This is a genomic window from Mycoplasmopsis bovigenitalium (assembly GCF_900660525.1).
GTDB classification, from domain to species: Bacteria; Bacillota_I; Bacilli_A; order Mycoplasmatales; family Metamycoplasmataceae; genus Mycoplasmopsis; species Mycoplasmopsis bovigenitalium.
Window position 1 is genome coordinate 668400 of sequence record NZ_LR214970.1, and the last position, 19030, is coordinate 687429.

General features: G+C 28.2%; 17 protein-coding genes. 10 read left to right on the forward strand and 7 right to left on the reverse strand.

Translation table 4 applies throughout. The features are described from left to right. Positions 1-16: 16 nt before the first annotated feature. The 7 genes from EXC34_RS02895 to gyrA all read right to left on the reverse strand — a co-directional run bounded on the left by EXC34_RS02895 (position 17) and on the right by gyrA (position 7657). Positions 17-421 (reverse strand): large conductance mechanosensitive channel protein MscL, encoded by a 405-nt coding sequence (locus EXC34_RS02895; RefSeq protein WP_129687830.1) that lies wholly within the window; start codon positions 419-421, stop codon positions 17-19. Positions 422-432: 11 nt separating this feature from the next. Next, entirely contained in the window at positions 433-1245 is an 813-nt protein-coding gene (locus EXC34_RS02900; RefSeq protein ID WP_129687831.1) for a nucleotide exchange factor GrpE, read from the reverse strand. A 7-nt stretch (positions 1246-1252) separates the two neighbouring features. Next, positions 1253-2257, reverse strand: a complete 1005-nt coding sequence (hrcA, locus tag EXC34_RS02905) for a heat-inducible transcriptional repressor HrcA (protein WP_129687832.1) — start codon at positions 2255-2257, stop codon at positions 1253-1255. A 126-nt stretch (positions 2258-2383) separates the two neighbouring features. Further along, positions 2384-2596, reverse strand: a complete 213-nt coding sequence (rpmE, locus tag EXC34_RS02910) for a 50S ribosomal protein L31 (protein ID WP_096387019.1) — start codon at positions 2594-2596, stop codon at positions 2384-2386. Between the two features lie 23 nt (positions 2597-2619). Then, positions 2620-3219, reverse strand: a complete 600-nt coding sequence (gene rpsD / locus EXC34_RS02915) for a 30S ribosomal protein S4 (protein ID WP_129687833.1) — start codon at positions 3217-3219, stop codon at positions 2620-2622. Positions 3220-3396: 177 nt separating this feature from the next. Further along, positions 3397-4911 (reverse strand): MAG5620 family putative phospho-sugar mutase, encoded by a 1515-nt coding sequence (locus EXC34_RS02920; protein ID WP_129687834.1) that lies wholly within the window; start codon positions 4909-4911, stop codon positions 3397-3399. A gap of 10 nt (positions 4912-4921) precedes the next feature. Further along, positions 4922-7657, reverse strand: coding sequence for a DNA gyrase subunit A (gene gyrA, locus EXC34_RS02925; protein ID WP_129687835.1), 2736 nt, complete (start codon positions 7655-7657; stop codon positions 4922-4924). A gap of 197 nt (positions 7658-7854) precedes the next feature. Between gyrA and cypl the strand changes: the two genes are divergently transcribed. From cypl to EXC34_RS02975, 10 genes are all read left to right on the forward strand, one after another. Next, on the forward strand, positions 7855-9174 hold the full coding sequence (gene cypl / locus EXC34_RS02930) for an ABC transporter thiamine pyrophosphate-binding lipoprotein p37/Cypl (RefSeq protein ID WP_129687836.1): 1320 nt from the start codon (positions 7855-7857) through the stop codon (positions 9172-9174). After that, the gene (locus EXC34_RS02935; RefSeq protein ID WP_004421503.1) at positions 9167-9910 is read left to right on the forward strand and encodes a phosphonate ABC transporter ATP-binding protein; all 744 of its coding nucleotides are present in this window, start codon (positions 9167-9169) and stop codon (positions 9908-9910) included. Before cypl ends, EXC34_RS02935 begins: the two co-directional genes overlap by 8 nt. Beyond that, positions 9874-11619: an ABC transporter permease subunit gene (locus EXC34_RS02940; RefSeq protein ID WP_129687837.1), complete on the forward strand. Its 1746-nt coding sequence runs from the start codon at positions 9874-9876 to the stop codon at positions 11617-11619. Before EXC34_RS02935 ends, EXC34_RS02940 begins: the two co-directional genes overlap by 37 nt. Positions 11620-11768: 149 nt before the next feature. Further along, entirely contained in the window at positions 11769-13166 is a 1398-nt protein-coding gene (gene gltX / locus EXC34_RS02945) for a glutamate--tRNA ligase (RefSeq protein ID WP_129687838.1), read from the forward strand. Next, entirely contained in the window at positions 13157-13564 is a 408-nt protein-coding gene (locus EXC34_RS02950) for a hypothetical protein (RefSeq protein ID WP_129687839.1), read from the forward strand. Before gltX ends, EXC34_RS02950 begins: the two co-directional genes overlap by 10 nt. Before the next feature lie 225 nt (positions 13565-13789). Then, positions 13790-15553, forward strand: coding sequence for an ABC transporter permease (locus tag EXC34_RS02955; protein ID WP_318025052.1), 1764 nt, complete (start codon positions 13790-13792; stop codon positions 15551-15553). Continuing rightward, positions 15553-16263, forward strand: a complete 711-nt coding sequence (locus EXC34_RS02960; protein WP_129687841.1) for an ABC transporter ATP-binding protein — start codon at positions 15553-15555, stop codon at positions 16261-16263. The genes EXC34_RS02955 and EXC34_RS02960 overlap by 1 nt, the downstream gene beginning before the upstream one ends. Further along, positions 16241-17236 (forward strand): aromatic motif membrane protein, encoded by a 996-nt coding sequence (locus EXC34_RS02965; protein ID WP_129687842.1) that lies wholly within the window; start codon positions 16241-16243, stop codon positions 17234-17236. The genes EXC34_RS02960 and EXC34_RS02965 overlap by 23 nt, the downstream gene beginning before the upstream one ends. Beyond that, a complete protein-coding gene (locus EXC34_RS02970; protein WP_129687843.1) occupies positions 17229-18053 on the forward strand; it encodes an aromatic motif membrane protein in 825 nt (274 codons plus the stop codon). The genes EXC34_RS02965 and EXC34_RS02970 overlap by 8 nt, the downstream gene beginning before the upstream one ends. Further along, the gene (locus EXC34_RS02975; RefSeq protein WP_129687844.1) at positions 18043-18957 is read left to right on the forward strand and encodes an aromatic motif membrane protein; all 915 of its coding nucleotides are present in this window, start codon (positions 18043-18045) and stop codon (positions 18955-18957) included. The genes EXC34_RS02970 and EXC34_RS02975 overlap by 11 nt, the downstream gene beginning before the upstream one ends. The last annotated feature ends 73 nt before the right edge of the window (positions 18958-19030 follow it).

Sequence of the window (19030 nt, forward strand, 5' to 3'; positions counted from 1 at the left end):
ACGCTTTTTTGCGTTGTTATTTACTAAGTTTTTCGTTAAGTTTTTTAAGTTCTTCCAAAATCAATTCTTCAGTAGTTGGTTCAGGTAATTTTTCGGGTTCGGCTGGTTTTCTTTTGTTTTTTCAAGCAATTATAGAACCTCTAATTAAGAACACAATCATTAAAAATATGTAAATAATTGTTGCAGTTATTAGAAAGGCAATTAAAGCCCCTAAAAACTTGCCAATCAACATGCCCTGTCATTCTCATTTTTCAAAACTTTGAGTACCAATCATTTTTGCAATTGGTGGCATTATAATGTCATTTGCCAATGATTTAACTAATTCGTTAAACGCCGCCCCTAATAAAAGACCAATTGCAAGCATGAACATGTTGCCTCTTTTAACAACATTTCACGCATCTTTGCTTGCTTTTTTAAACATAATTTATTAAATTATTCCCCTTTCTTAGTTAAAACTACTAAAGCATATTTGATTACTCTGCCGTTTAATAAGTATGCATCTGAGTTTATTTTTGCAATTTTACCCGGTTCTGCATCATTATCAATCACAAAATCAATAGCTTTTTGAGTTTTAGGGTCAAAATCATCACCAATGTTTGGTTTTTCAATTACTAAACCATGTTTTGAGAAAACAGATTCAAGCATATTTAGTAACATTGTAAATCCACCTACATATGTTTTTACAGATTGGTCATTGCTTTGCGCGCCGGATTCAACTGCTAATTTAAAAGTAGAATATGGATTTGAAAAATCTTCAAAGAATTTTTGCAAAGCATACAATTTGATTTTATCGATTTCTTCTTGAGGAACAGTTATTCTTTTTCCTTCATTTAATTCATTAGTTAAATTACGAACTTTATCTTTTAATGTTTCATTGATATTTTCAAGTGCATTGAATTTTTGCTTCAATAATATTAATTCTTTTTGTGCTTCAAGATTATTTTTAATTAATTGTGCTTTTAGTTCTTGTTCTCTTAATTTTTTAATGTGATTAAAAGATTTGTTTATAACTTCAAATTTGACCTTTTTGTAATCAGGATTTATAGAAGAAAGATCTAAATGAAAGTTATATTTTTTTAGTAATCCACTTTTAATTATTTCTTGATCAAAGCCAGTAACTATTTTTTCTTCTCCAATTGTAATTTCAATTGATTTGGGAGAAAATTCACCAATAGTTTTATTGTCACAAAACGCATTTATATCTAAACGCATTATATCGCCATTTTTAACTTCTAATTTACTCATAAAACTCCTATTTTTTGTCAATTATTAAGTCTTCTAATAATTTGATAGCTGCCATTGATTTTTGATAGTCCATTCTATTTGAACCAACAAGACTAATTTCTTTAATTTTGCCCTCATCATTAATTTTTTTAGTGATAATTGAACTATGATCAGGGCGAACTGAAATTTTTAAATTTGAATCATCTTCAATGCCATTTTCAATTGTTTGTCATATTGATTGATTCTCAATCAAATAAAGTATTTTACTTAGATCTGGGCGCGATATTTCATCAGCTAAAACAATTTTATCTTTGCCATAAACAACATTTTTATTTTTAAGTTCAAAATCAAATACATTATTAACCATGCTTTCTAAAATGGTTTCATAATTTTTAATTTGTGAAGCCAATATTGGCGCTAAACTATCAGCTGTTTGGCGCAGTTTTAAAATTGGCACATCAATTAAACGTTCTTTAAATATTCTAATAGCGATTCGCAAGTCATTCATATCACATTTACTTGTGTCTAAACTAACAGTTCGATGGCTAACCTCGCCAAAAGAAGTTACCAAAACAATTGTTGCATCATTTTCTGTCAAAGGAACTAATTGAATACTTTTTAGTGTTGCCGATTCGTTGGTTTCACTTGTTACAAGTGTAATACCAACTGTGTCTGAGATAACTTGGCAAGCCTCTCTAACTGTATCTTCAACATTTGCGCGTCTTTTAGCAAAAATATCTTTAATTTTTTCCTTTAATGTTTGAGTATCATGAACAACCAAATTCGATGCATAATATTGATAACCCATAATCGAAGGAACTCTACCGCTTGATGTGTGTATTTTTTCAAGGTAGCCAAGTTGTTCTAATTCTTGCAAAATGTATCTAACTTTAGCACTTGAGCAGTCAATATTGTAGCGTTCGATTAATGTACTTGAACCAACAGGTTGGCCAGTTTCAATATAAAGTTCAATAGCTAATTTAAGAAATTTATTTTTCTCATCATTTAAAGAAAAGTCCAGACTATTTTTCATATTTGAATTATACCATAAATTAGCATTTTAATGCTTTGAGTGCTAAAACAAGTTGTTTTACATATATATTCATTTTTCAATTGAAAAAGAAAAATCCCTAATGGGATTTATTCACAAAAATACAAATTATTTTTGATTTGATTTTGCAAGACGTTGATTGAATTTGTCAATCATACCTGTTGCTTTTGTTTTAGCTCTGTCACCTGTATATGCAACGTGGCAGCCTGAGCAAACGTCAACAGAAATAGCTGTTTTAGTAGTACCAAATGAGAATTCTGTGTTGCATGTAGAGCAAACTACATTAACTCTGTTATGTTGTGGGTGAATATCTTTTTTCATTATTTCTCCTACTTTCTATTTAACTATTTTGAATAGAACTCAACAACTAAGTTTTCTTTAATTTCTGGTAATACTTCTGTTCTTTCAGGTAGACGATCTAATTTAGCAGCAAAATCTTTTAAAGTAATTCATGAAGCAGTTAGTTTTGCTTCTAAATTAGCAAGGATTTGTACATTTTTTTGTGATTTTTCTTTAAGAGCAATAACTTGACCAACTTTAATTGTCATTGATGGAATATTTGCTTTTTTGCCATCAACTGTAAAGTGGTTGTGAGCAACAAGTTGACGAGCTTGTCTTCTTGTATTAGCAAAACCAGCACGGTAAACCAAGTTATCTAAACGTGATTCAAGAAGTTGGATTAAGTTTGTACCTAAGATACCTTTAATTTTTGTAGATCTCTCAAAGAATTTTCTTAATTGTTTTTCGCTCATTCCGTAAACAAATTTAACTTTTTGTTTTTCGTATAAGTGTAGACCATAGTCAGATAATTTAACTCTTTTGTTTCCGTGTTGACCTGGAGCATAAGTTCTCTTTTTACCTTTTGAGAATTCTTTTCCAGTTTCTAATATAGAAAAACCGTAACGACGAGCTTTTTTAAATACAGGACCTGTATATCTCATAATTTTCCTCTCTTTGCATAAACATAAAAAGGGTTGTTTCCTAGTTATTGATCTAAATTTAATGATTTCAACATTCAGCTAGTTTACTATCAAATCAATATGAATATAGATTTTATTCACTATAAACAACTGCTGTAATATGCTTTTCAATTATATTGAATAAATAAAAAAAGCAAAATATTAAATTCTACTTTTATTATTATGTTTTTTAGATAAAAATTTTTTTATTAACTTAAAGATTTTGCTTGTTAAAACTTTAGCTTTGAATGTGTCAAAAAATGCAAATACTGGTTTGAATTTATAAACATAACAAAGGTTTGTGGTAACCTTGATTTTATCAGTGGTAAAATCATAATAAACGATTAATTCGTGATTTTTTGAATTTGATAATTTAAACAGGTAAAACTTACTATCTTCATAACTTAAAATCGCAGAACAATTTTGTATATTTTTCAATGGTTTATTTTTTACGAATTCTTTTGTAAATTCAATCAAATGGTCAATATTTTTAACAACTATTTTATTCTGAAAATTAACTTGTTTATACTGCCCAAAACACTCTATTATTCTATTGTGCTTAAACGACAATAAATTGTTTCGATTTAGATATGAATTTATCATTCAAATTAAACAAGTGATAAAGTAATGATTATTAAATTCATTTGAGTATTTAGGATTAGCTATGAAATTATTTTCATTGTATGCAAAAACATAGTTTGAATTTTTCAACAGATCTTTATATGTTGCTTCATCAAAATATTCTCAACCCACATTGTATTGACTCAATAATTCCTTAATGCCATTGTTGGCTGAGTGTGGAATTAAGACAATAAATTTTGAAATATCAACATGGGCCCTTTTGTATTCTTCTAAGTAAAAATCTAAATATATCATTGCCAATAAATTCGAATTAATTAGTTGGAATTTATTATTGATTCGAAGAAAAATATCTATCTTGTCAATTTCGTTTTGATGAATTATGCTTGATATTTTCTCACGAGTGAAATACGCTTCAAAAAAATATAGTAATGTTTTAATTTTTTTTATTGACAATGATTTATTTTTGGCGATAAAATCACTTGGATAATTTGTTAGTAATGATTTTGATATTTCGAAACTATTTAAATTATTTTGGTGAAACAAATAAGTTTTAGATTTATATCTTTGTCTTATGCCAATAAATGGTTTTAAAATTCCGCTTTTTGAAGTGCTTGAGTTTACAATTGTTTGATATTTTATGTTGTTAAATGACTGAGCAGTGGTGCTGTCGAATTTGAACACCATATTTTCATTGTAAGATTGAATAATTTTTTCAAGTAAATTTTTGTTTATTGATTGGAGATTTTTGTCTAATATTTTAATATAAGCATTTTGATTTTTTGAATCAATAAATATCTTAATAAGGTAATCTAATTCATTCGTTTTAAAGGCTAATTCGTCAATTCATAAAGATGAAGATACGGGTTTATCATAGGTATAAATTTGGTGTTTTTTTGTTTGCAAAAAAGCTGATAATTTGCGTATGTATTGATGTTGAGTTTTTCCTAAAATCGTAACTAAAATTTTGCTATTTTTATTAAGTGCGAGATCAATTGAGTAGGCTAAAAGCGTTAGTGATCCGTATTTAATAGGGGTTTTTTCGGTTACATTTTTGAAATATAATCTATCCGAATAAAGATGTAGCAAATCTTTCATATTTCCTCAATTAAGCTAATAAATCATTTTCATCATCATTTTCGTCAATGAATTCTTCATCATCGATTTCATCAACTTTATATTCTTGTGTTTGTTGTTTAATTAAATCTATTAGTTCAGAAGATTTTTTAGCTGATTCTTCATCTTCTTCCTCGCTCGACTTAATAACTTCAACGGCTTGAATTTTTTCTTTGTTTTTTAGGTTTATTAATTTAACACCTTTACCACTTCTGCCAATAGTTGAAATGTCTTTAATTAGCATTCTAATAGTTAGACCGCTTGTGGTAATAATTAATAATTCATCAGTTGGATTTACAAAACGAGCAAAAACAATGTTACCTGCTGATTTAGCATTAATACCTTTAACACCCTTGCCGCCACGTTTAATTAATCTAAATTCTTCATGGTGTGTTAGTTTACCAAAACCTTGTGAACCAATTGTCAATACTAATTCACCCTCAAGACTTGATGATGCAGAATTAACAATTTGTTCACTTGCTAGACTGATTCCTTTAACACCAGTTGCAACACGAGACATTGGTCTAATATCTTTTGAGTTAAATTTAACAATTCGATCTTCATTATTAGCAATCATAATTAATGATTCATCATTAACAACAAGCGCCCTAACTAATTCATCATTATCACGCAATTTAAAAGCGTATTTTCCATTAGCATTAATTGTTTGATAATTGTCAAGTGAGGTTTTTTTGATAACACCAAATTTTGTGACAGTGAATAAGAATTCTGTTTGTTTATATTCATTTATAGGTAGAATTGAAACAATTATTTCTCCATCTTTTGTGTTTAAATTTGGAACCAAGTTCACAAATGGCACGCCTTTTGATTGTTTTGATAATTCTGGAACTTCGTGAGCTCTAATTCTATAAACACGAGCGTGATTTGAGAATAATAATAAATCAGTATGAGTTGAACAAGTAATTAAAGAAGCAACATCATCGTCGTCATAGGTTTTCATTGTTGTAACACCAACACCGCCTCTTCTTTGAGTTTTATACTCCTCAAGATCAATTCTTTTTACATAACCTTTGGCCGATGTAGTAATCACAACTTCTCTTTTGTTAATTAGATCTTCATCAGTGATTTTATCACCAGCTTCAAAATCAATTTGAGTTCTTCTTGCATCACCGTATTTTTCTTTAACTAGTGTTAGCTCATCAATAATTAATTGAATTAATTTTGCATGATCAGCTAAAATTTCTTCGATTTTTGCAATTTCAGCCATCAATTCATTCATTTCTTGAATCATGTTCTCAATTGCTAAGCCAGTTAAACGTCCAAGACGCATATCAACTATTGCTTTTGTTTGTCTTTCGCTTAAAGAAAATCTTTGTGCTAAACTTTGTTGTGCTTCTGCGTCATTACGAGATTTTTTGATTATTGCAATTACTTCATCAATGTTTTCAACAGCAATTTTAAGACCTTCCAAAACGTGAAGTTTATCTTTAGCTTTTTCAAGATCAAATTTAAGTCTTCTTGTAACAACATCTTCTTGATGTTTTAAATAAACTTCGATTGCTTGTTTAATGTTAAGCAATTTAGGTTCACCGTCAACAAGTGCAACAAAGTTAACATTGTAATTGACTTGTAGGTTTGTTTGACGATAAAGTTTGTTTAATAAAATGTATGGATTAGCATTTCTTTTAACATCAATAACAATTCTAATGCCTTCTCTGTTTGATTCATCTCTTAAGTCAGAAATGCCTTCAATTGTTTTATCTTTTACTAAATCAGCAATTTTTTCAATGATTGCGGTCTTTTTAATTTCATATGGAATTTCAGTAACAATTATTCGGCTTCTACCATTTTTGAATTCTTCTACTTTTGCAACTGAACGAATTGGAATTGAACCCTTACCAGTTTTATATGCTTCTTGAATGCCTTTTGTGCCTAAAATTGTGGCTCCTGTTGGAAAATCGGGGCCAGGTAAATATTGCATTATTTCATCAATTGAAATTTCGGGATTTTTTGCGACAGCAATAGTAGCATCAATTGATTCGGTCAAATTATGAGGTGGAATATTTGTTGCCATACCAACAGCAATACCCGAACCACCTGTAACTAGTAAATTAGGAAAACGGGATGGTAAAACAACTGGTTCAATTTCGCTTGCATCATAGTTATCAACAAAATCAACGGTATTTTTCTTAATACCATCCAACATTTCAGAAGCAACCTTACTCATTCTTGCTTCTGTATAACGCATTGCAGCGGCCCCATCACCATCTATTGAACCAAAGTTACCATGACCATCAACTAAAGGATAACGCATTGAAAAATCTTGTGCCATACGCACCATTGCTTCATAAACAGATGAATCGCCGTGAGGGTGATATTTACCTAAAACATCACCAACAATACGAGCACTTTTTCTGTGTTGAGTTGAATGAGTAATGCCTAATTCACTCATATCATATAAAATACGTCTATGAACTGGTTTTAGTCCGTCTCTCGCGTCAGGAAGCGCACGTGAAACAATAACACTCATTGCGTATTCCAAGAATGAGTTTTTCATCTCTTTATTGATGTCTACTGGGAATAAACCGTCAATTGGTTGATCAATTATTTGACTTTGAACAACATAATCCTCTTTATTTTGTGGTATTTCTTCTTCATCTTCTTCAATTTCAGGGGTTGGTTCTTCTTTAAAGGCTACAAATAATTCTTCGTCAGGAATGTAATCAGGTTCTATTAAATTTTTGTCTAATTCTTTATCTTTTTCCATATGTTCTCCTATTTAATATTAATATTTAAATTATATTAAAAATGATTTTTTTTGAACTTATAATCTATGGATTAATAATGATATAATTTAAAGTGACAAGGGTGCTGTAAAAGGCTGAGATTATACCTATTAGCAGATCATGGTAATTCATGCGTGGCTAAACACTATTTATTCCTTCCCTTGTATTAAGGAGCAAAATGATTAAGAAAAAAATATTTATGCTTGGCGCAAGTTTACTTGCGAGCATTTTTGCATCAAGTTCATGCACTACAACTGCAATTTCAAGTAAAGAAAGCAAAGATGAAATTGCAAAAAAATGAGATTCAAAAATAACAATTGTTAACTCATGAATTAACCCAGGTTTCAAGGATGACAAAAATCCCAATTCAATTGAAAATCAATTCATTAAGTTATTAAAAGCAAGATTTAAAAGTTTCAAAGATTCAGATCCAATTACAAAAAATCTGCCAGATGTTGATTTTAGTTTTGATGTTGACTATGACAAAAATTCATACTTTTCTAAATTAGAAAACAACGATAAAAACAAAGACATTTATATTGCAAACTACACAACATATATTAATAATTTTTGACAAAATAATCAATTTAATAAAGAGTTTGATGTTAAACTAATTGCTCAAACAAGTACTCTAAAATTTAATTGGCAAACAAAGGACTCACTATTTTACGTTGATGGCCAAGATTCTGACCCATTACGCCAACAAGCACAAAGAAATAATATTGAATGAGTACAAAAAACTAATGTAGACTATCCAGATTGACATAAATCAGATAAATTGACTTTTGATGGGTCAAAATATTCTAATTTTTATCAACCAAATCAATTGACTTTTGTTTATAGAGGTGTAATTTTCATTTCTGGTGATAAAGCCAAAAGAAATGAAATTACAAAAGATTGAAATGATAAAAATTGAGAAAAATTTGTAAAGCATGGAATTATATTTAAAGATAAATCAAAATCTGGGTCATATAAATATCAAGTTGCCTTGCTTGCTCGCCATTTTAACAAAACAATAAAAGAAATTAATGAATATTTTGAATCAGGCGCAAAAGAAATTTTCAAGGGCACTAAAGCACAAGACCAAATTGGTAAAGAATCTAATTCATTTACACCTAGAATTGCTTTCGATGATGAGGGTGTATACAACTGAACAAAAAATAAGAAAGATAGCAATCTTTTCAAGACAAGCAAATATCAGGAAAATAAACCCTATGATGATAATAATAATGATGTTGTTAGAGTACTAATCGCAACAAACCCAGCACCATATGATGTTGCTATTGGGCGTAGTGGATTAAGCAATAAACAAGTTGAGTTATTGACCAAAACATTGAATTCTCTAAGTATTGAGGAAAATCTTTACGGAAAATATACAGGATACAATAAGTTTTATGCATTAAATTTAGATAATTTTGAAAAATTCATAAAATTACAAGTTCAAGCTGAGACTAAATTAGATTTAATTAAGGAAATTGAAGAACCGAAAAATGACTAATATTATTGATTTTAAAGATGTATCAACAAAATATTCAAAAAAGAGGCCTATATTAAATAATATAAATTTAACTATCCAAAAAGGTCAAATGGTTGCTATTATCGGGGCTAGCGGCGCAGGAAAAAGTACTTTATTCAAATTAATAGTCAATGCACTAAACTACGATGGCGATATAAAAATTTTTGACCAAGATTTATCAAAACTAAAAAAAACTAAAAAGCAAAAATTAATTCAAAAAATTGGCTTTTTAACACAAAAAGCAAACCTAATTTCATCTGAAAGTGTTTATCAAAACGTTGCTAAATCTCAAACAAATTATAAAAATTGATTTTTTAAAGTGTTTGGTTTGCTTACTAAAATGCAAAAGATTGAAATTTTCGAAAAATTAGACCAATTGGGTATCTTAGATAAGGCATTTTATCGTGTTTCGGACTTAAGTGGTGGACAGCAACAACGAGTAGAACTGGCTAAATTATTAATTAAAAAATGCGAATTAATATTAGCAGATGAACCGACATCAAACCTTGATGAAGAAACAGCAAAACTCGTTTTAAAAATCCTAAGAAATTTAGCAAACAAGGGAAAAACAGTTTTAGTGAATATACACGATTTAGACTCAATAAAGGAAAATTTTGACCGAGTAATAGCAATTAAAAATACAAGAATTTTATTTGATATGCAAACAAAGGAAATTGAAACTTGACAACTAAAACAAGCTGTGAAAATAGAAAAATAAATAAAGAGTCTAATTTTTTTAGATATCGATATATCAATAAAAATGGGGTAGCAACATCTTGAAAAATTAGACCTATTTATTGACATATAATATCAATTTTATTAATATCAATAATTTTTATAGCACTTTACAACAGTTGAAGTTCAATAAGAATTGAAAATATTAAAAATGTTGCTCGAAAATTTCAAAATTTATTTATTTTCAGTAACAAAAGTACAAGATTAACAAATTCATTAACAAATGAGTATACAAATCTATTTCTAGATACTATTAAAAGTTTATGAATAACTATTAAAGTAGCGATTGCAGGAACTTTCATTGGCTTTATTTTTGCTTTAATCACCGCCTATGGTTCATTTTCTAAGCATAATAATAAATATTTTTCGTTCTTTTTAGGTGTGCTAATGCTAGTTTTAAGGGCTTTTCCTGAATTGGTTTTTATTAATGTCATTACAAAAGTTTTTCGAAATGAATTAAGTTTACTGGCTGTTTATATATGATTTACATGACTGTGATTACATAAATATTACTTAGATATGCTTAACTCATTTGATTTAGAACCTTATTACATTGCTATTAACCAAGGACAAAGCAAACATAGAGCATTCATTAATGAAGTAATTCCACGAATCAAAAATCGACTTATTGCATTGTTTTTATATTCATTTGAGTCAAATATTAGATGAGCATCATTATTGAGCGCATTGTCACTACCAGGCATTGGAATATTAATTAATTATGCTGCAAAAACAACAAATTTTTATAGCCAATTAGGTATTCCGATGACTGTGTTAATACTATTTGTTTTATTACTAGAATTATCTAATTATTTGATTAAAAAATATCTACTTGAAACAAATTCTAAACAAATTAAATTTAATAGCAAATACAAGTTCGAAATTTATACAAAATTAGCAAAAACAATCAATATAAGAAAGATCTTTAATAATTTATTAATTTTGTTTTTTGCAATAATGAGTATTTTCACATTAGCAACAACAAAAATATGACTTTTTGACTTATCCGCAACAAAAACATTCATAAAAGTATTATTTAAACCTGATTTTTCTCACTTTAATTTTAGTGTTCTTGACCCAAGACTAAATCCAATATTGCTTGTTTGAAATTCATTGCAATTTACAATAGCTGCCTTGTCAATTTGTATCATTTTTACAATGATATTTATACGAATTCAACCTTTAAATATCAATACAAAACCTGTATCAATAATAAGCAAAAGCATAATTATCATATGCAGACAAATCCCAAGTGTTGTCTTGATATATCTATTTTTACCAATGTTCGCAAACCCAATAACAATAGTTATTTTAGTTATCGGGTTCCATGAAATGTATAGCAAGTCAAAACATTTGACTCAAGCAATTGAAAGTTTGGATAGTGAAGTAATAAATAATTTAAAAATTGCTGGTTATACTAATAATCAAATATTTTGAAAATATGTTCTTCCTTCTATAAAATATGACTTCATTAGTTTAAGTTTGTTTTATTTTGAATTAATTTTTAGAAACTCAATAACATATTCTGTATTCGCAACAGGCGAATTACATATTGGTCAAGCAATTGAAACACATTTAGATTTAAGAGCATATGAGCCAGCAAAAGCAATGTCATATATTTGGATAGCAACTTTTTCAATACTTCTTATCAATATAACTGGTGCCATAATCAATAAAAAAATAAAGAAATAAAGCTATTTATAATGGTTTTATTTTTTTACTAATATGAATATAAAACGAATGTATAAGTAAATTTTTCTGCTTAAAAATAAAGCATAAATAAAATTCTACTTAATTTATATAATTAGTTTAAAATTTAAATTTATATAGGAGGCATCAATATGACAAAAAAAGTTAGAACAAGATATGCGCCAAGTCCAACAGGATATTTACACATTGGAGGGGCTCGAACTGCATTATTTTGCTACTTATATGCAAAACATTTCAATGGTGATTTTGTTTTTAGATTAGAAGATACCGATATAAAAAGAAATGTTCCTGGTGGTGAGGCTAGTCAACTTGATAATTTAGCATGACTAGGAATAATTCCTGATGAAAGCCCTCTTAATCCAAATCCTAAATACAAAAAATATCGTCAAAGCGAAAAACTTGACAGATATCGCGAAATTGCAAATCTTTTAATCGAGAAGGGGTTTGCATATAAGGCATATGACAATGCCGAAGAACTGGAAGCACAACATAGCGAATCAGAAGCTAAGGGAATTCCATCATTTAAATATGACAAAAACTGGTTAAAAATTACAGAAGAAGAAAGAAAAAGAAGAGATGATTCTGGGGAATTTTCAATAAGATTTTCAATGCCAAAAAATCAATCTCTTAGCTGAAATGACTTAGTTAGAGGGAATATAGATTTTAATTCTAGCGACATAGGTGATTGGGTAATTTTTAAATCTGACGGTTATCCTACATATAATTTCGCTGTTGTTATCGATGACTATGATATGGAAATCACGCATGTTTTAAGAGGTGAAGAACATATAACCAACACACCTAAACAATTAGCTATTTACAATGCTTTAGGTTGAAACGCTCCTCAATTTGGACATTTAACAGTTATAACAAATATGGAAGGTAAAAAACTTTCGAAGCGCGACACATCTCTAAAACAATTTATTGAAGATTATAAAAATGAAGGTTATGTTCCTGAAGCGTTATTTAACTTCTTAACCTTGTTGGGTTGAACCGCAGAAGATTCAAGTGAAATAATGTCAAAACAACAAATAATTGAAAAATTTGACCCTTCTAGACTTTCTAAATCGCCTTCTAAATTCGATATTGTTAAAATGAATTGATTTTCAAAACAATATTTCAAAAATATTTCAACTCAAAATCTTATAAGTAAATTAGAAATCGAAAATAATGAATGGTCAACATTGTTCGTTGATACTTTTAAAGAAAGTTGCGCAACAATTGATGAACTTAAACATCATCTAAATAAATATTTAAACAAAGATATTCAACCAAGTTTTGATCTATCAAGTGAAGAAAAAATGGTTGTCTCTTGCTTTTTCAATTTGTTGAATTCAATTGAATTCACTATTGAAAACATCCAATTAGCAATCGAGCAAACTAAATCAAAATTATCAGTTACTGGCAAAAAATTATTCATGCCAATTAGAAAAGCAGCCACATATGCTGAACATGGTCCAGAGTTGGCTAAAGCAATATATTTATTTGGAAAAGATTGTGTAGTTAAGAGATTAAAATCATGAAATTAAAATTCAAATCAATTGCTCAACAAAACGGTGAACAAAATATTGTTGAATTTGAAGCAGAAACCACTGTTGAACAAACAGAATTCAAAGATTTATATGATTCAGAAGTTTATAAATACACTACTTTAACATTCATTGATCCCCAAAACAAAAAAGCAACTAGAATAGAATTTAATCCAAAAAGAATCAACATGCTAAATGATTTTGCAACCTTGGAATTTAGACTTAATGAACTAAGTGAATATTCAAAAATTAATGTTAATGGTAATAATTTCGGATTAAAAACTTTACTAACAAATTATGAATTCAACGAACAAAATCATAATTTTGAATATAAACTATTCTCAATGCATGATGATCCTATGGGGGAATTTAAAATATTCATTGAACTTTTTGAGTAATTTTGCAATAGACACACGTAGCATGTGTGTTTTTATTTTCAAAACAGCAAAATAATTTTCAAAAATTAGCTAATTAGTGTAACATTATTACAGATAATTTAGTGTTTTATTAACAACTAAAATCTACCATTAACATATAAAGATAAGCTGAAATCATAAAATTTGAAAGGATTTATGATGAAAACAACAGCTTTTAATTATTCGCGGTTTGCATTCAACATAATAATGAAGAAAAAGAGCACAATAATTATGCCTTTATTGGTATTAATTAGTTCTTTTGCACTTGGTTTAGTCATTAATTTTGCAATTAATGAAAAATACTTGAGTTTGACTTCATATTTATATGCGTTTGCAATATTAATAATTACAGTAATTTTTGCATCAATAAAAGCCTTGAATATTTTCAAGGATTTTGAGCAAGAGGGACTTGAGTTAATTACCTTATCGAAGCCACTGTCGAGAAGTAATTTAGTGCTTGGTAAATTACTAACACTAACCTATTTTGGCTTAATTTGATCAGGTGTTTTAACAGTTTCAGCATTGTTAACTCTTTATGGTGTTTATTCAATAAATTATTGAATTTTATACTCATTATTGTATCTTTTTGTTGGATTATGCACATATTTATTAATTTCATTGATTACTTCATTGATTGCAAATAAATTGAACCAAAAAATAGCAATTACATTGCCATTAGCATTCTTTATACCCCTTTCATTAGGTGGCGCATTGCTTTCAATAAATTCAACAACAAACATAAACAATGCTGCATATTTTATAAACAAAAAATATCCTTACCACTTAGCCGGTAATGAAGCCAATGTTGAACCATTTTTTATAAACAACAATAAAGATGAATTATTAATTTTACCTAATGGCATAAATAATGAACAATTCTCAAAACAACAACATCAATATCTAAACGATGTAATGAAGCTATCACAAAATTCATCTATAGAATGGCAAGTTTATTCGTGACTATCATTGCCATATCAACTTCTGGATGTATTTAACAAAGACAATAAAAATGTTTTTGAAAGCATTCAACCAAACAGTTATAGTAATTTAAGCGACTATGTTTATTACAATGATCTTGATAGAATAACATACAAATATAAACTTGATACTGAACCAAAATACACAAAATACCAAACAATTCGTCAAGGAAAAGCGACAAACAACTACATAACACCTGGCTTAATAAAATCTAATTCCGTGATAGACAATGTTGCTAATTCTGGAGTAATTTATGCTCGTGAAGGAGCATCGGAAATAAACAATGATTTTCCAGAAGATAATTCACAATTTTCTGCTCAAAACAATTTAGTCGGTAAGCTTCATTGAACAAATGTCAAAGAAGCCTTAAAAGATAAACAGTTCAATAAAATAGCCGCTGAATTTGTTGCAAAAATCAATATAAATAATGACAATTTAAATAATTTACACGATACTTTGATGAGTAAGATTTCTGAGTATGTAAATGATTCTAAAAGCACTATAAATCAATACAAAAATGCAAACATAACAATATTCAATGAATTCGCTGTTAAAGAACAAAAACTTCAATCAGAAATTGAGAGAAAAATTTATTTTGCAGCTAGTTTAATGTATTACATTTACTTCAACCACCAAGACACAAAACTTTTCAAAGCAATGATTAAAAATACCTCAATTAACAATAGTTATGGCAATAACCAAATTAAGTTAACAATTAACGGATTTGTTTATAAAATAGGCGGATTTGACTCAATAAATAAAGAACTTTACATTAAAAAGGGTGAAAATGGGAAAAATGACAAAGTTATAGTTAGATACAACTTAACAGATTCAAGCAATAATTATTTATTCACCGCTTCTCCGCAAATGTATTCAATAACTCGCAACAAATTAGTTGTGAATAAAAATCTATATTTTGCACTTTGAATTGGCACAATAGCAATCCTATTTACCTCAGTTTATTTTGTATATAAAAGAAAGGAATATAAATAATGATTAAAGCAAAAAATATACTAAAAATTGCTAACCTTCAAAAAATATTCCGCAAAACAAATAGAGGCGTAAAAAATGTAAATTTTGAAATTCCTGAAGGTAATTTTCATGCATTTATTGGCGAAAATGGCGCAGGTAAAACAACAACCATTAAAACTATAATTGGCGCTTATGTTGATTATCAAGGAGATATTTTTATCAATGATATAAATATCAAAAATGCTGAAGCTCGTTCAATAATTGGTTATGTTCCAGAGGTTGCCATATTCCCCCGTGAATTGAGTGTATTTGACTATTTATATAACTTTTCAATCTTGTCAGGTATTGATAAAAATATAGCTAAAGAAAGAATTGATTCATTTTTAAAATTATTCGCAATTGATGAATTAAAAAATGAGAAACCTTACACATTTTCATCAGGGCAAAAGAAAAAAATTCTTTTAATTCAGGCATTATTACATAATCCTAAATTATTAATTTTGGATGAACCAGCAGCAAACCTTGACCCAACTGCTCGTTATGAATTATTTACACTATTAAAAAAACTGAACAATGAAAAAATAACAATTTTAATATCATCACATGTTTTGGCAGAAATTGATAAATACGTAAACTCAGTAACATTAATTCACAAAGGCGAAATTTTATACTCTGGTGCCAAAAACCAACCATTAGAAAGCTTGTTTTATGAAAAAGTTATTTCTTCATAGTCTTACGCCAATTTTATTGTCAAGTTTTACAATAAGTTGCACTAAAAACATTGAACAAAAGCAAGAAAAAAACCTAAAAAATGAGTCAAAGTTATACGAAAATGTGCATATTGCAAAAATGTTGAAAAGTTACACTTCAAATAAAAGTGATGTAGCAAACATTTATATTTCCCAACAAGAAAATATTCCTTATTCAAAGTTTTCTGAACTTAAATATGCTTTTGTTTATGATCCAATTTTTATTTCAAAAAGCGTTCATAATGTTGGTGGAGAATATCAGTATTTAGCTAATACTTCAAAAAATGTCATCAAAAACACATTGTCAAAAGATTGGTATTGGACGCTAAATAACATTGATAAATTCAAATTTATATTTAACCCATATGGAGACAGATATCGTGCTTTCAATACAGAAGAAAAATTGTTTAAGCACGTTAAAAATGAACTTGGTTCTCTTATTTATTCAATCAAAAACATAACTCCTACGAAGTTAATATCTATTCCATTTCAAGAAATCAAGCAGGTAGCTAAATACAACAAATTTCAAGAAAAAGAAACATGATACTTGGTTTATAACAATGTTGCACTAAGAATATTTAAATATAAATACAATGGAAATGTTGTTATCCAAATTCACCCAGATTTACTTTATTTCAAAGACTCTAAAAATATCGAAAATGACTTAAAATCAATTGAAAAAGAAATTTATGAGAAACGAAAATCTAAATTTGAAAGCGCTTATAAAGAAGAAAAAGAAAGCGCAATGGCATTTGACGATGAAGAATTCAATGAAGAACAATTTATACAACAATACACTGATGATAAATTTATGGAGTTTCAAGGCATATATCAATACAATGATTATTTTGTTGATGCATTAAATGCACACAATAAAATAAACTCAAATAGCAATGATTTTCACAAAGATCAATTCAATATAATTAGATTTAGTATGAGGTTTGTAAATGAATAAGCTTAACAATTTATTGACAAAATTATCATTGCCATTAATAATTTCAACCCCAATTTTAACCGTATCTTGTGCTTCTTATGACTATTCAAAACTAAAATCTGAACGCCCTTCAGGTTTTGATTATGTGCCTAAAATCATTGACCAAAGTCAAATTAAAACAGATAAAATTATCGAGAGTATCCTAAATCAACAATTCAAAAATGATGAAGTTGGTAAAACAGAGTTTATAAAATCACAAGAGAATAATGAATTACTTTTACAAGAATTAGCTGCTATTTCTAAAGAATATTCTCGCTCTATGAAACAAGAAACTATTGCTAAATTCAATGATTTTTACACAAAAAATTGAATGTTTTTGTTAAAAAACATTGATAAATTGACTTGAAAATACACTAATTGATGAACGCTTGAACCTAAAGGAAATGCTAAGCATTCAGAAAGTTTTATTGAAAATCTTGATAATAAAGAAATTCAAAATGATTTTAAATTCACTAATAATTACCTTGACAAACTTGAAGTAGGTGACGAATCAAGAGAATCACCAGATGATGTTTTTTACTTGAAAAAGGATAAGCTAATTATTAGAATGTTTATAACTCGTCAACAAGGTACAAAAAAAGTTATTTTTGATAAATTCATCTATTTCCCTTGAGCCAGAAACAACAATATTGCTATAAAACTTATCTCCGATATTGTTCATAATGCAATTATTCACCACAACCAAGAAGGATATAATAGCTTTGAACACGATCTTGTTGTTAACTATGGATTGCCTGAACTTGGTGTGTTAATTTTAGGGGATAAAAATGAAATTTAAAAAAATTCTAAAAACACTAATTACTGGTTCATTAATTAGTTCTCCAATCTTAATAACTGCTTGCAATCAGCAAACAACAAAAATGACGCCGCACATTGAAAAAACGAATGAAAAAGAAAAAAAATGGCAACTATTTTTACAATATGAATATATTGATTCACTTCTTAAAATAGTGTTTGGAAATAATGCTGATCAAAAAGCTAAATATATTAATGAACAAAAGGCAATAGATGACAAACACTTCTCAGAAATAAAAGAATATTTAATGTATGCAAACAACGTAACCGCTTTCCAAAGGTCAGAAGATTTAGGTAAAGTACTGCCGCTTTCTAAATTTAGACCAAAATTAAGTGAGTTATTTAAACAAAATTGACTTTGATTTTTGTTTAACCTAGATCGTTTCACCTTTGCACACTACGAAACATTTGACCAATTTAAAGCCGACTTAGAAATTCATAGTCTAGATATTCAAAAAAATTCGCTTGATTTAGGAGCATTCCATCGCCCTAAAACCAATCAAGCGCTTCAACACGTAATGTTTGAAAACATTAATGAACAAAACAAAGAAATTAATTTCTTTATATTAACTGGCGAAGGCGCAATACTTGAAATAAAACTACAAAAATCAATGCTTAATAAAGAACCCAATTCACTAGAAAATAATGAACAAAAAATAAATGTAGAAATATTTACTTATTCGCACATTTATCCTAAACTATTCAAAAATACTGAAGAATTGGAAAAATTTGATCTTTCAAAATATGTTTCTGCATTGGAAATGTATAGAAATGTATCGGGTGGTAGGACTCCTAAAATCTTGTTTGATAATGAATATGGTGGAGAGCCACTTAGATTCACAATTGTTGATGTGGATGATGCACAAAATAAAAAATTGGAAAAGTAAATTCCAATTTTTTTATATTTTTATGAATCAAGAAAAATTTAAGGATTATTAATAATTATTCTGAGGCTTGAGC